This is a genomic window from Actinomadura sp. 9N407, from assembly GCF_044326315.1.
In the GTDB taxonomy this organism is placed as follows: Bacteria; Actinomycetota; Actinomycetes; order Streptosporangiales; family Streptosporangiaceae; genus Spirillospora.
Map to the genome: position 1 here is coordinate 66,191 of NZ_JBIRAW010000023.1, position 12,293 is coordinate 78,483.

At 72.6% G+C, this 12,293-nt stretch carries 13 protein-coding genes and 1 tRNA gene; 9 read left to right on the forward strand and 5 right to left on the reverse strand.

Going from position 1 to position 12,293, the window contains the following annotated elements; genetic code table 11:
- The first annotated feature begins 12 nt into the window (after positions 1–12).
- Genes ACH34Q_RS30610 through ACH34Q_RS30625 form a run of 4 tightly spaced genes read left to right on the forward strand, consistent with a single transcriptional unit; the run spans position 13 to position 4,112 of the window.
- The gene (locus ACH34Q_RS30610; RefSeq protein ID WP_395986567.1) at positions 13–942 is read left to right on the forward strand and encodes an ABC transporter permease; all 930 of its coding nucleotides are present in this window, start codon (positions 13–15) and stop codon (positions 940–942) included.
- A gap of 29 nt (positions 943–971) precedes the next feature.
- A complete protein-coding gene (locus ACH34Q_RS30615) occupies positions 972–1,997 on the forward strand; it encodes an ABC transporter permease (RefSeq protein WP_395986568.1) in 1,026 nt (341 codons plus the stop codon).
- Positions 1,994–3,043, forward strand: coding sequence for an ABC transporter ATP-binding protein (locus tag ACH34Q_RS30620; RefSeq protein ID WP_395986569.1), 1,050 nt, complete (start codon positions 1,994–1,996; stop codon positions 3,041–3,043). Before ACH34Q_RS30615 ends, ACH34Q_RS30620 begins: the two co-directional genes overlap by 4 nt.
- On the forward strand, positions 3,036–4,112 hold the full coding sequence (locus tag ACH34Q_RS30625; RefSeq protein ID WP_395986570.1) for an ABC transporter ATP-binding protein: 1,077 nt from the start codon (positions 3,036–3,038) through the stop codon (positions 4,110–4,112). Before ACH34Q_RS30620 ends, ACH34Q_RS30625 begins: the two co-directional genes overlap by 8 nt.
- Here the strand turns inward: ACH34Q_RS30625 and ACH34Q_RS30630 are convergent.
- From ACH34Q_RS30630 to ACH34Q_RS30650, 5 genes are all read right to left on the reverse strand, one after another.
- Entirely contained in the window at positions 4,109–5,101 is a 993-nt protein-coding gene (locus ACH34Q_RS30630; RefSeq protein ID WP_395986571.1) for a 2-hydroxyacid dehydrogenase, read from the reverse strand. The two genes, ACH34Q_RS30625 and ACH34Q_RS30630, sit on opposite strands and share 4 nt — an antisense overlap.
- On the reverse strand, positions 5,098–6,378 hold the full coding sequence (locus tag ACH34Q_RS30635; RefSeq protein WP_395986572.1) for a glucarate dehydratase family protein: 1,281 nt from the start codon (positions 6,376–6,378) through the stop codon (positions 5,098–5,100). Before ACH34Q_RS30635 ends, ACH34Q_RS30630 begins: the two co-directional genes overlap by 4 nt.
- A gap of 119 nt (positions 6,379–6,497) precedes the next feature.
- On the reverse strand, positions 6,498–7,349 hold the full coding sequence (locus tag ACH34Q_RS30640) for an IclR family transcriptional regulator (protein ID WP_395986573.1): 852 nt from the start codon (positions 7,347–7,349) through the stop codon (positions 6,498–6,500).
- Between the two features lie 197 nt (positions 7,350–7,546).
- Positions 7,547–8,266 carry a choice-of-anchor P family protein gene (locus tag ACH34Q_RS30645; protein WP_395986574.1) on the reverse strand — a complete coding sequence of 240 codons (720 nt, stop codon included), beginning with the start codon at positions 8,264–8,266 and terminating at the stop codon, positions 7,547–7,549.
- 66 nt (positions 8,267–8,332) lie between these two features.
- Positions 8,333–9,097 (reverse strand): L,D-transpeptidase, encoded by a 765-nt coding sequence (locus ACH34Q_RS30650; protein WP_395986575.1) that lies wholly within the window; start codon positions 9,095–9,097, stop codon positions 8,333–8,335.
- A 261-nt stretch (positions 9,098–9,358) separates the two neighbouring features.
- On the opposite strand from ACH34Q_RS30650, the gene ACH34Q_RS30655 reads away from it, so the two are divergent.
- From ACH34Q_RS30655 to ACH34Q_RS30675, 5 genes are all read left to right on the forward strand, one after another.
- Positions 9,359–9,907, forward strand: a complete 549-nt coding sequence (locus ACH34Q_RS30655) for a phage holin family protein (protein WP_395986576.1) — start codon at positions 9,359–9,361, stop codon at positions 9,905–9,907.
- Complete coding sequence (locus ACH34Q_RS30660) at positions 9,904–10,818, forward strand: DUF3618 domain-containing protein (protein WP_395986577.1); 915 nt, start codon at positions 9,904–9,906, stop codon at positions 10,816–10,818. The genes ACH34Q_RS30655 and ACH34Q_RS30660 overlap by 4 nt, the downstream gene beginning before the upstream one ends.
- Positions 10,815–11,081, forward strand: coding sequence for a DUF4235 domain-containing protein (locus tag ACH34Q_RS30665; protein WP_395986578.1), 267 nt, complete (start codon positions 10,815–10,817; stop codon positions 11,079–11,081). The genes ACH34Q_RS30660 and ACH34Q_RS30665 overlap by 4 nt, the downstream gene beginning before the upstream one ends.
- 45 nt (positions 11,082–11,126) lie before the next feature.
- Positions 11,127–12,140: a YihY/virulence factor BrkB family protein gene (locus ACH34Q_RS30670; RefSeq protein ID WP_395986579.1), complete on the forward strand. Its 1,014-nt coding sequence runs from the start codon at positions 11,127–11,129 to the stop codon at positions 12,138–12,140.
- Between the two features lie 80 nt (positions 12,141–12,220).
- Positions 12,221–12,292: transfer RNA gene (locus ACH34Q_RS30675), tRNA-Arg, on the forward strand.
- Position 12,293 lies beyond the last annotated feature (1 nt).

A 12,293-nucleotide genomic window follows, 5' to 3' on the forward strand; every position in this document is an offset into this window, starting at 1 on the left:
GAAGGAGCAGGAATGCTGACCTTCGTGCGGAGACGGATCGTCTCCAGCGCCGTTCCCCTGGTCGTGGTGATCCTGGGCGTGTTCTGCCTGTCCCGGCTCACCGGCGACCCGGCCAAGCTCTACCTTCCGCTGAGCGCGACGGCGGAGATGCGCACCGACTTCATGGAGCGCAACGGGTTCGACCGGCCGATGCTCCAGCAGCTGCTCGACTACCTCGGCGGGGTGTTCACGCTCGACTTCGGCGTGTCCCTCCGTACCGGGCAGGACGCCGCCGGGATGGCGCTGCGCGCGTTCCCCGCGACGCTGCAGCTGGCCGGGGCGACGATGCTGCTGGCCATCGTCGGCGCCGTCGTGATCGGCAGCTGGGCGGCGTACCGGCCCAACTCGCTCGCCGACCGGCTCTCCGGCCTGCTGTCGATGACCGCCGCCAGCATGCCCGACTTCTGGTTCGCGATCATGGGCGTGCTGGTCTTCGCGGTCACGCTGGGCTGGCTGCCCACCTCCGGCGTCGTCGGCGGCCCCGAGGTGTGGGTGCTTCCCCTGCTCACGCTGCTGATCCGGCCGTTCGGCGTGCTGGTGCAGGTGGTCCGGGGCGCGATGGTGTCGGCCCTGTCGGCCCCGTACGTGAAGGTCGCGCGCAGCAAGGGGGCGAGCGAGCCGCGGATCGTCTTCGGGCATGCCCTGCGCAACGCCGCGCCGCCCGTGCTCACCGTGGCCGGCGACCTGGCCGTGGGACTGGTGAACGGCGCCGTGGTGGTCGAGACGATCTTCGGCTGGCCCGGCATCGGCAAGCTGATGATCGACTCGATCCTGCAGCGCGACTTCGCGGTGCTCCAGGCGGCGGTGCTCGTCACCGCGGTGACGATCTTCGCTCTGAACATCCTCGTCGACCTGTGCCATGCCCTGCTCGACGTCCGGGTCCGGGAGGCGGTGCCGGCATGACGCGTTCCGGAGAGACGAAGGGAACCTCGGTGACGCCTGAAGCAGGCCCGGCATCCGAAGAAAGCACGGCATCCGAAGAGAGCACCACACCCGAAGAAGGCACGGCAGCCGCCGCAAAGCCGGAACCGGTCGTCAAGCAGAGCAAGGTCCCCTGGTGGCGGCTGCTGCTGCGGGACCGGGTGGCCACGGTGGCCGCCCTGGTGCTCCTGCTGGTGGTGCTGGCCACGACCGTCGGCCGCGTACTGCTCGGCGACCTGGACACCCGGCAGAACCTGCGTGCCACCAACACCCCGCCGTTCCAGCTGGAGCACGGCTGGGAGTTCCTGCTCGGCAGCGACGCGCTCGGCCGCAGCGTGCTGGCCCGGCTGATCACCGCCGGCGGCACCACGCTGTCGATCGCGGTCCCGGCGGTGCTGATCTCGCTGCTCATCGGCGGCGCCTGGGGGATGTGGGCCGGCTACCACCGGGGGTGGCGGGAGAACGTGTCGATGCGGATCGCCGACATCATCCTCAGCTTCCCCTCGCTGCTGCTCGCGGTGGTCGTGCTGTTCATCTTCTCGCCCAGCGCGGCCAACATCGTGGCGGTGCTGGCCGTCGCCCGGATCCCGGTCTACCTGCGGACGGCCCGGGCCGAGTCGGCCGAGCTGCGCGGCCGGCTGTTCGTGGACGCGGCGCGCACGTTCGGTACCGGCGGCAACGCCGTCATCGTCCGGCACATCGCGCCGGTGGTGGCGCCCACCCTGGTGACCGTGGCCACGGTCGACTTCTGCTTCGTGATGCTGGCCGAGTCCTCGCTGAGCTTCCTCGGCATCGGCATCCAGCCGCCCGACGTCAGCTGGGGGCTGATGGTGGCGCAGGGCCGCCAGTACCTGCAGACCGCCTGGTGGACGGCCGTCTTCCCGGGCCTGGCGATCGTCATCACCACGGTGTCGGCGACCCTGCTGGCCGCCTGGTTCCGGCTGGCCACCGACCCGGCGCAGCGGTGGCGGCTGGCGCTCCCGCGCGGCCGCCGCGGCGCCCGTACCGCGTCCGCCCTTCCGGAGGTGCACCAGTGAGCCCGAGCGAGAACGAGCCGAACGAGGCGGACACGAACGAGGCGACCGAGAACGGGCCGGACGAGAACGGGCCGGTCGCGCTCAAGGTCGAGGACCTGTCCGTCGACCTGCGCACCCAGCACGGTACGGTCCGCGCCGTCGACCAGGCCGACTTCTCCGTACGATCCGGCCAGACCCTCGCCCTCCTGGGCGAGTCCGGCTGCGGCAAGAGCATGACCGCGCAGGCCGTCGCCGGGCTGCTGGACCCGGTCGCGAGCGTGGCCGGAGGGTCGGTACGGCTCAACGGCGACGAGCTGCTGACGATGGACCGCGCCGCCCGCCGCAAGGTCGCCGGACCCCGCCTGTCGATCGTCTTCCAGGACGCGCTCACCGCGCTCAACCCGGTCCAGACGGTCGGCGCCCAGCTCGCCGAGCCGTTCCGGATCCACCGCGGGATGTCGCGGCGCGCGGCGGCGGGCAAGGCCGCGGAGCTGATGGAACGGGTCGGCATCCCGGATCCGGACTCCCGGCTGTCGGCGTACCCGCACCAGTTCTCCGGCGGCATGCGGCAGCGGCTGCTGATCGCGATGGCGGTCGCGCTGGACCCGGAGGTGCTGCTGGCCGACGAGCCCACGACCGCGCTGGACGTGACCGTCCAGGCCCAGATCATGGAGCTGCTGCGGGAGCTGCGCACCGAGCGGAGGATGGCGATCGTGCTGATCACCCACGATCTGGCCGTGGTCGCCGAGCACGCCGACCGGGTCGCGGTGATGTACGCGGGCCGGATCGTGGAGACCGGCCCGGTCGCCGAGGTCTTCGCCGATCCGCGCCACCCGTACACGCGCGGGCTGCTGGAGTCCGTCCCCGCCCGGGTCGGGCGGGGCGAGGAGCTGCACTCGATCAAGGGCGGGCCACCGGAACTGCACGCCGTTCCGGCCGGCTGCGCGTTCCAGGCCCGCTGCCCGATGGTCGAGGACCTGTGCCGTACCGAACGTCCCGAGCCGGCCGGCGTCGCGCCCGGCCGCGCCGCCGCCTGCCACTTCGCGAAGGAGCCGGCCCGTGCTTGAAGGAACAGCGCCTGAAGGAACAGCGCCTGAAGGAACCGAAGTCGCACCCGCCGGCGAGGCGTCCCGGGCCCCGGTGATCGAGGCGCGCGGCATCACCAAGACGTTCCGGGTGAAGAAGAACAAGGCCGGCAAGGACCGGCTGCACGCGCTGGACGGCGTCGACCTCACCCTCGAGCGCGGCGAGACGCTGGGTCTGGTCGGCGAGTCCGGCTGCGGCAAGTCCACGCTGGCGCGCGTCCTGCTCATGCTGGACCGTCCGGACGGCGGCACGCTGCGCTTCGACGGCACCGACCCGTTCGGCCTGGCGGGCAAGGAGCTGCTGGCCTGGCGGCGCCGCGTCCAGATGGTGTTCCAGGACCCGTTCGCCTCGCTCAACCCCCGGATGACGGCGGCCGAGATCATCGCCGAGCCGTGGCGGACGCACCGCGATCTGCTGCCCTCGCGCCGGGACCGGCAGGCCCGCGTCCGGGAGCTGCTCGACCTGGTCGGGCTGCGCGCGGGCGACGCCGGCCGGTACCCGCAGGAGTTCTCCGGCGGTCAGCGCCAGCGGATCGGCATCGCCCGCGCGCTCGCGCTCGATCCCGAGGTGATCGTCTGCGACGAGCCGGTCTCGGCACTGGACCTGTCGGTGCAGGCCCAGGTCCTCAACCTGCTGAACGAGCTGCAGCGCGAGCTCGGCGTGTCGTACGTGTTCATCTCGCATGACCTTTCGGTGGTCCGGCATGTCGCCGACCGGGTCGCGGTGATGTACCTCGGCCGGATCGTCGAGTCCGGGACGGCCGAGGAGGTCTTCGGGACGCCGCGCCATCCGTACACCGCCGCCCTGCTGTCGGCCGTGCCGGAACTGGGCCGGCCCGGGGACCGCGAGCGCGGCGAACGGATCCTGCTGGAGGGCGAGGTGCCGTCGCCGCTGGACCCGCCGTCCGGCTGCCGCTTCCGTACCCGCTGCTGGCAGGCGCGCGACACCTGCGCGCAGACCGTCCCGGAGGGCCCGGACGGCGACGACCCCGCCCACCAGGCCGCCTGCCACTTCCCGCTGGAACCGGCGGTGGCCGGCCAGTCCTCCTAGGCGCTGACGATGTTGCGGAGTTCGCGGCCCTCGGCGAGGGCCGCGAGGTTCGCGGCGATGTCGCGGGCGCGGTTCTCGAACGTCTCGCGCGTGTGGCCGGAGTTGTGCGGCGTGAGCACCACGTTGTCCAGCTCCTCGAACGGCATCGTCGCGCCGCCCCGTCCGGACACGCCGGGAGCGGGCCACCACACGTCGATCCCGGCCCCGCCGATGCGGCCCTCGGCGAGCGCCTCGTAGAGCGCGCGCTCGTCCACGACGGGGCCTCGGGCGACGTTGATCAGGAGGGCGGCGGGCCGCATCCGCGCCAGCTCCGCGGCGCCGATCATGCCGCGGGTGCGCTCGTCCAGCGGGACGGTCACCACGACGATGTCGGCGTCCGCGAGGAGTCCATGCAGCTCGCCGGGCGGCCTGACCCGGTCGAGCACGAGTCCGTCCTCCAGCGGGGCGCCCGGATCGCGCCGTACGGCATCGACCCGCATCCCGAACGCCGACGCCAGCCGGGCCACCTGCCGTCCGGTCTCGCCGAGGCCGAGAAGCCCGAGCGTACGGCCCGCCAGCGATTCCCCGAGGGGGAGTCCGGGGTCGGCGCTTACCGACTCCCAGATGCCCTGCCGCACGAGCCGGTCCTTGCGCCGCACCTGCCGCGACAGCATCAGCGCGACCATCAGCACGTGTTCGGCGATCGAACGGCCGTGGTGGAACGTGTTGGCCACGGCCGTCCCGGGCGCGAGCGCGCCGATCGCGAGGCGCTCGTACCCGGCGCCGGTGCACTGCACCAGCCGCAGCCGGGTCCCCGCGCGGGCCATCGGCTCGGTCATCCGCGAGCAGACCAGCACGTCGGTGCCCGGCAGCGCGGCGACGATCTCCTCGTCCGTCCAGCCGGCGCCGAGCGCGATCTCGTGTTCGCCGCCTGCCGCCAGGACGTCCGCGAACCGGCTGATGATCGGATCGGTGACCAGCACCCGCAGGGGCTCGCGTACCGCCGTCACCAGCGCGGCTTCCTCAGCTCGTACGAGGGGTCCACGCTCCGCATGTAGCCGGTGTCGTCGCGGTCGCGGATGCCGCACTCCACGTACTGCTCGTGCAGGCGGGCCAGCCTGTCGCGGTCCAGGGTGACACCGAGCCCGGGCGCCGTCGGTACGGCGAGGGCCCCGTTCTCGAACGTGAGGGCGCCCGGCACGATCACGTCCTCGTCCGCGTCCTTCCACGGCCAGTGCGTGTCGCAGGCGTAGGTGAGGCCGGGGGAGGCGGCGGCCAGGTGCGTCATGGCGGCCAGGCTGATGCCGAGGTGGGAGTTGGAGTGCATTGACAGGCCGAGCCCGAACGTCTCGCAGATGCCCGCCAGCAGCCGGGACCGTCCGAGGCCGCCCCAGAAGTGATGGTCGGAGAGCACCACGCCCACCGCGTCCCGCCGTACGGCCGGCTCGATGTCGGCGAAGCCCACCACGCACATGTTGGTGGCCAGCGGCATCGGGACCCGCCGCGCCACCTCGGCCATCCCCGCGATGCCCTCGGTGGGGTCCTCCAGGTACTCGATGATCCCGTCCAGCTCGCGCCCGACCCGGACCGAGGTCTCGACCGTCCAGGCGCCGTTGGGGTCGATGCGCAGCGGGTGATCGGGGAACGCGCCGCGCAGCGCCCGGATCGCCGCGATCTCCTCCTCGGGCGGGAACACCCCGCCCTTGAGCTTGATCGCGGTGAAGCCGTACAGGTCGATCATCCGCCGGGCCTGGGCGACGATCCCGTCCGGATCGAGCGCCGCGCCCCAGGCGTCGGGTTCCCGGCCGGGGTGCGCGTCCCACTTGTAGAAGAGGTAGGCCGAATAGTCGACGCGGTCGCGCACGGCGCCGCCCAGCAGCGCGCTCACCGGCAGCCCGGCGGCCTGCCCCTGGACGTCCAGGCAGGCCACCTCGAAGGGGGACAGGACGGCGTCGGCGGTGCTGCTGTTGGTGACCATGCCGGCCATCCCGTGGCCGCCGGTCCCGGTGTCGCCGGCCAGGCTCGCCTTGACCCGCCGGGTGAGCTCGTTGACGTCCCAGACGTCCAGGCCCGCGAGCCCGGCTGCCGCGCGCCGGAGCCGGGCCAGATGCGCGGTGTCAGCGTAGGTCTCGCCCAGTCCGGTCAGCCCGTCCGCGGTCCGGACCTCGACGATCGCCCGGATCGCGTACGGCTCGTGCACGCCGACGGTGTTGAGCAGCGGAAGGTCCCGGAACGCGACCGGGGTGATCGTGATGTCGGCGATGCGCTGGCTGGAGGACGGAGTCATGGAAGGGCACCTCACGTCGCCGGTGGGACGAATGCCCGGCTACGCTAGCAGACCATGTTTTTATATGTAGACGATCGCCCCGTGGGGTAGACGTGATCGGCGCATCGGACGCGGCCCGGTCAGACCCACATGTCCTCGGTGATCGGTGGCGCGCCGCGCTCGATCCGCGCCCGCGCCTCCCGCATCGCCGTGACGATCTCGGCCTCCCGGTCCGGGGTGAGCCGGGCCAGCGGGACCGAGCAGCTGATCGCGTCCCGCGCGGGCCGTCCCTCCGGCGCGTACCGCAGCGCGAACCCGAAGCAGTGCAGCCCGAGGCTGTTCTCCTCGATGTCGACGGCATGGCCGCGCTCGCGGGTGCGGTCCAGATCGGCCGCGAGCGCGTCCCGGCCGGTGATCGTGTGCGGGGTCGAGGGGGCCAGCTCCTCCGGTACGTGCCGGTCCAGTTCCGTCCCGTGCCGCTCGGCGAGCAGCGCCTTGCCGAGCGCCGTGCAGTAGGCGGGCAGCCGCCGCCCGACCCGGCTGTACGGGCGCAGGTACTGGCTGGACTCCCGGGTCGCCAGGTAGACGACGTCGAAGCCGTCCAGCCGGCCGAAGTGGAAGGTCTCGTCCAGCTTCTCGCCCAGCTCGTCCAGCACCGGCTTGACGATCCGCAGGTGCGGGTCGGTGTCCAGGTAGCTGGTGCCGACCAGCAGCGCCCGGATGCCGATCCCGTACATCGTCCCGGAGGCGTCGGTACGGACCCAGCCGTGCTTGGTGAGCGTGCGCAGCAGCGCGTACAGGCTGCTGCGCGGTACGCCGAGCGCCTCGGTCAGCTCGCGCAGCCGGGCCGGGCGGTTCTGCCGGGATGCGAGGAGTTCCAGCAGCTCCAGCGTCCGCGCCGCCGACTTGACCTCGCGGACTCCCGAGCTCTTGTCGCCCGGGGCGGGCTGAGGCGGGAGGGGTCCCTGGGCGTCGTCGGACGGTGCGGCCATGAGGCGGCCTCCAGAACGGGGGGAACGTGCAGGGTGAATGGTCGCGCAAGCCTAATAGATGGGGAGGCGCCGTCTACATTCGGAGAACGCGGCCAGGCGGCCGTCCAGCCGAAAGGGCCCGTGCCGCTCCTAGAAGACGAGAAGCGGTACGGGCCCTTCGCCGGGCTCTGCAGTCAGCCGGTCAGCGGATCAGCCGGTCAGCCGGTCACGGGCAGGTCACCGGTCACCGGGGTCGGCGCCGGGGCGACCTGGGTCGGCGGCGCCGTCGTCGGGGCGGACGGCGACGGCTTCGGGTTCCCCGGCTTGCTCGGCTCGGACGGCTTGCCCGGGGCGCGGCCGCAGGTGGCGGACGCGATGCGGATCGTCTCGGTCTTGCCTGCCCCGAGCGGCAGCGACAGTTCGATCGCGGTGACGGTGAGCCGGCCGTCCGGCGTGCGGCTCTGCTTGTTCAGCACCAGCGAGACCGTGCCCAGCCCGTCCAGCTGCACCGTCACGCCGCTGTTGGGCTTGGCCGCCGCCTTGATCATGCGGCCGTTCACCGTCAGCTTGACCAGATGCGATCCGCCGTTGCCCTGGTCACACCGGGCGGCGACCGCGCTCGCCCGCAGCTGCGCCCTGGGGATGGCGAGGTCGGCCACCGAGGCGCGGGCGTGCCCGGCCCAGGCCGCGGCGTTCAGCACGCTCGCCTTGACGACCGGGTTGGCCGGCAGTTCGGCGACGCTCTTGCGCTCCGGCTTGACGGCGGCCGAGGTGACCGACGGGGTCGCCGGGATCGCGACCGGCCCGGTGGCCGACAGCGCGAACGCCGAGCCCGCCGGGGCGGGGGTGGCGGCACCGGCGGACGGCACGGCCAGCGCCAGCGGCATGGCGACGGCGCCCGCGACCGCGGCGGCCTTGGTCAGGTGCTTCAAACGCATGGTGCTCTCCTTGTACGGGGTGAATCGATGGGGGGAAGGGGACACGCGACCGTCGGTGTCAGGTCGTCAGCCGACGATGTCGACGGGCGTGCCGAGCGGGGCTTTGGACAGCCGGGCCAGCGCGTCGGCGGGGACGCGGATGCACCCGTGCGTGACGGCCTTGCCGAAGACGTCCTTGCTGGGCCACCCGTGGAACGCGACGGTGCCGGGACCGCCGCCGTAGGTCTCCAGGGTCTCCGAGTGGGCACCGACCGGCAGGATGAGCGGGCTGTAGGTCGGCTTGGACGGCTTCAGCAGGGCGAGCAGGAAGGTCCGCCCGGTGGGGGTGGGCGTCTTGCCCTCGCCCACCGCGACGGTCCAGGAACCGACCTTGCGGCCCTTGTCGAGCAGGGTGAGGCGGCGGTCGCCGACGTCGACCTTGACCAGGTAGGAGCTTCGCGCGGTCTCCACCTGGCCGGGCGCGCCGGGGATCCAGCCGGTGACCCGGTTGGGACGGCTCGGGAGCAGGACCCGGTGCCAGCCGGGCCTGGACTCCACCACGGGGACCCAGGTGGGCCCGCCGAGCTGCTTGTCCGGCAGCGTCGCCACCGCGGCCCCGCCCGGCAGGGCCGACACCGGTAGCGGCGCCTTGGGGCGGACCACCGTTCCGGTGTTCTTGCCGAACGGTTCCTTGTCCTCCGGCAGGCCCTTGAGCGTGGTGTACGTGGTCGCCTGGGGCAGCTTCCCGGTGGCGGCGTTCGCCGGAGCGCCGGGCGCCGCCGACCCGTCCTCCTTCCCGCCGCAGCCGACCACGAGCACGGCCGTGGCCGCCATGGCCACGGTGCCCGTCATGAGTCTCCGACCCGGTGTCCTCATCAGCGCCCTTTCTCCCTGCGGCTCGCCCGCGGTTCAAGCCCGCAGGTCGGTCCGCAGCCCTCCTGTGCCCGACACATACGCACGGAGGGTGAGGGGGGTTGCACGCTTTTTCAAGAAGTCTTCAAACCCGGCCTAACGGGTGCCGTACGCGTTTAGGGCGGGGTGTGGGGGAACGGGGGGTTCCAGGTCCCGTAGCACGCGCCGACCTCGGTCAACACCATGGAAGGGGCTCATTTCATGAGCACGGTACGGCCGCCGGAGAGCGGCAGGACAGAATCCGGCACGGCGGAGTCCGACGCCCGGCGCGGTGGCGCGTACGCCGCCATACCCACCCAGCCGCACGGCGCCCGCGAGCATGAGCAGCGCGGCACGCGCGAGCCCGGGCACGGGCGCGAGCACGGGGACGAGCAGGGCATCGGCGAGCTGGTCTCGCGCGCCACGCAGCAGCTCTCGGACCTGGTCCGGGCGGAACTGCGGCTGGCGGTGGCCGAGCTCAAGGACAAGGGCAAGCACGCCGGTACGGGAGCCGGGCTGTTCGGCGCCGCCGGCCTGGTGGCCCTGTTCGGGGCCGGAGCGCTGGTGGCGTGCGTGATCGCGCTGCTGGCGCTGGCGATGCCGGTCTGGGTGTCGGCGCTCATCGTGGGCGTGGTGCTGCTGGCGATCGCCGGCGTGCTCGCGCTGATGGGCCGGGGCCAGACCAAGCGCGCCGTACCGCCGGTGCCCGAGGGGGCCATGGACAGCACCCGGCAGGACGTCGCTGAGATCAAGGGAAGGGCACATCGATGACGAGCCAACCGCGCCACGCGGCCGCACCTGGTACCGCCACGGGTCACGGCGACCCGCGGGGAACGCACGACTCCCAGCACGGAAAGCAGAGCTCCCGGGAAACGCACGACTCCCAGGGGACGCACGGCCATGACGCCCCGGAGGGGACGGAGGAGCTGCGCGAGGAGATCGAGCAGACCCGCCGGGAACTGGGCGACACGGTGGAGGCGCTCGCCGCCAAGGCCGATGTCAAGGCCCGGGCCAAGGACACCGCCGACCGGATGAAGGCGAACGTCTCGACCCGTACCAAGACGATGGCGCAGCAGGCGCGGACCAAGCGCGAGGAGACGGCCCGGCAGGCCCGCGAGACCGCACGATCGCAGGACACGTCCGCGATGGCGCGCCGCGGCGGCGCCGTCACGGCCGGGGTGGCGGGCGCGCTGTTCGCCTACATGCTGCTGCGCCGCCGGCGCCGCGCCCGCCGCCGTCCGATGATGCTCCGGAACGGGCGGTCCCGGCGGCCGATGCGGATGCGGCCGGCGATGCTGCGCAACGGCCGGTCCCCGAAGCCGATGGCCAGGATGCGCCGGGCGGCGCGGCCGACGATGCGGCAGCGCGCCGGGATCGGCATGCGCTCCCGCATGGGCACGGGCTCCCGGACGGGCATGGGCTCGCGGACGGGCATGGGCCCGATGAAGGGCATGGGACAGGCGAGCGGCACCGGCAAGGCCAAGGACATGAGCCGGATGAAGGACATGGCCAAGGCGAGGGGCATGGGCATGTCGAAGGGACTGGGCAAGCCGAAGGGCATGGGCCAGGACAAGGGCATGGCCAAGGCGAAGGACATCAGCCGGATGAAGGACATGGCCAAGGCGAAGGGTAAGGCGGCCAAGGCGAAGGGCATGGGCGGGATGAAGGCGGGGCGCGGATGAAGCTGCTGTTCAAGCCGCTCTCGCTGCTGATCAGTGTGCTCGGCGGTGTGCTGGCGGGGGCCATCTTCAAGCAGGTCTGGAAGCTGGTCGCCGGGGAGGAGGACGCCCCGGACGCCGACGACTTCGAGCGCACCTGGCGGGAGATCCTGGTCGCCGCCATGCTGCAGGGCGCGATCTTCGGCCTGGTCAAGGCCGCCACCCACCGGGCCACCGCGCGGAGCGTGGCCAGGGCGACCGGCCGCTGGCCCGGCGACGAGGACTGATCCGGCGACGAGGACCGACCCGACGACCGACGCCAGGAGACCCGGATGAGCACGAAGGCCGGCACGCCGAGCCGCTTCGAGGGCCCCACGGACATGCCGGGGACCTCGTGGCGGGACGCGCTCAAGCGCACCGTCCGCGAGTTCAAGCGCGACGACCTGACCGACCGGGCCGCGGCCCTGACCTACTACGGGGTGTTGTCGATCTTCCCGGCGATGCTGGTGGTCGTGTCGCTGGTCGGCCTGGCCGGGCGGTCGGCGACGCAGTCGCTGATCGACAACCTGGGCGGGCTGGCGCCGGGCGCGGTCCGGGACGTGCTCGTGAACGTGCTCAAGGAGTTGCAGGGCAGTGGCGGCGGCGCGGGCGTGGTCGCGCTGATCGGTCTGGCCACGGCCCTGTGGTCGGCCTCCGGCTACGTCGCGGGCTTCATGCGCGCCTCGAACGTCATCTACGACGTTCCGGAGGGCCGGCCGATCTGGAAGACGCTGCCGATCCGGGTCGCGGTCACCCTGGTCACGCTGGTCCTGCTGGCGGTGTCGGCGATCGCCGTCGTGGTGTCTGGGCCGCTGGCCCAGAAGGCCGGTGACCTGCTCGGCCTGGGGTCGCAGGCGGTCACCGTCTGGAACATCGCGAAGTGGCCCGTCCTGCTGCTGGTGGCCGCCTTCCTGATCTCGCTGCTGTACTGGGCGTCGCCCAATGCCAAGCACGGGTACCGGTGGGTGACGCCGGGCGGGCTGCTGGCGATCCTGCTGTGGCTGATCGCGTCGGCGGGCTTCGCGCTGTACGTCGCGAACTTCGCCTCGTACAACAAGACCTACGGCAGCCTGGCCGGTGTGATCATCTTCCTGGTCTGGCTGTGGATCACCAATATCGCCATCCTGCTGGGCGCCGAGCTGAACGCGGAGCTGGAGCGCGGCCGGGCCATCGCCGCCGGCATCCCCGAGAAGCGCGAGCCGTACGTGGAACCGCGCGACACCCGCGCCTTCGACGACGACCAGCACGCCGCCGTGGATCCGATCATGGAGGAGAACGAGCAGGCGCGCTCCCGGCACGACCGGTAGGACCTGCCCGTCCGATCCCACTGCGCCTGTCCAATCCCGTTGCGGCCGCGATCGCCGGGCTCGTACTGTTGCCCACGCGACGGCGTGTAGCTCAGCAGCAGAGCACCGGGCTTCTGACCCGGGGGGCGCAGGGGCAGGACCTGCCACGCCGGC